We start from the raw sequence: 1,041 nt of genomic DNA on the forward strand, positions 1-1,041 counted from the left end.
GATGCGCGTATTCCGGCGTACCGGCTACGGCCATCAGTGACAGGCCAGAGGCAAAAATTGGTGCGATAGTGGAGTCAGCGCCGCCAGACAGATAGCGGTTCGCGCCTAAAATGGCAAAGCCGATAGCGGCGGCAATAAATGCGTAGATGCCGGTGAGCGGCGGCATGCCCGCCAGATGGGCGGTCGCCATTTGGGCTGGCAAGGCAATGGCCGCAACTGATACCCCAGCGACAACATCCCCCCACAGCCAGCTGAATTTCCAGTGGCGAAACGATTGTAAAAATAGACGAGGGGCGATGGCTGGTGGCATGGCAGGTTTAGGGCTCCAAATGGAAAACGGTATATTTCACGACTATCAGGTTAAGGCTATCGAGTTAGTGCTAATAAATCGCTAATACGCTTGGTCACAGGCGCTCGGCGAGTGATCGTTATTAATATAGATTGTGCATTGAATCGCTCATTATAGAGCGACCGGCGCGACTGACCAGTTAAGTCGCGTCGGTAGTTCCTATGGTTATGTAACTGAATTTAAATTAATTACTGCGCGGTCTTCTGTATTAAGTTTTGCGTTCAGTGAATTCAGTTATGTGGGTCAAAACTGAGCGTACTGGCCGGTGTAAAGAGTTGAATATAGGTGCGCTGGGCAAAGCCATCGGTCATGCCGGAGATATAATCGGTGATCACGCGCAGCCCAGAGTGACCTTCGGCGCGACTTTGTTGCCAGCGTTGACGCGTTCCTGGTGGTAATAAACGCTCGGGATCGGCGCTGAAAGCGTCAAACAGCTCCATAATTAGTTGTTGGCCACGGTATTCCAGCATTTGCACTTCCGTTTTGCGCACCACAAAGTCGTTCACAAAGCGCACCAGAATCGAAATTACCTGTTGCAGCGGTGCCGGTAGCTGGGCATTCCACGCCAGTAGCGGTTCACTAAATAGCGGCTCATGCTGCAAGGTAATGCCGGTGATCAGGGCGTTAACCAGCGCGCCAATCGCATCTTTGCGTTTATGGTGCTCGCCACAGAACAATTTTTCGGTGATTGA

At 52.0% G+C, this 1,041-nt stretch carries 1 protein-coding gene and 1 pseudogene; both read right to left on the reverse strand.

What is annotated here, in order from left to right; all coding sequences use genetic code 11:
* The coding region (locus ACRC27_RS13365; RefSeq protein ID WP_438640107.1) for a SulP family inorganic anion transporter at positions 1-310 on the reverse strand (310 nt) is incomplete at its 3' end.
* 269 nt (positions 311-579) lie between these two features.
* Positions 580-1,041: pseudogene (locus tag ACRC27_RS13370) on the reverse strand (anti-phage deoxyguanosine triphosphatase); the annotation flags it as partial.

The sequence above is a fragment of the Plesiomonas sp. genome (assembly GCF_051650925.1).
Classification (GTDB): Bacteria; Pseudomonadota; Gammaproteobacteria; order Enterobacterales; family CAMTGL01; genus Plesiomonas.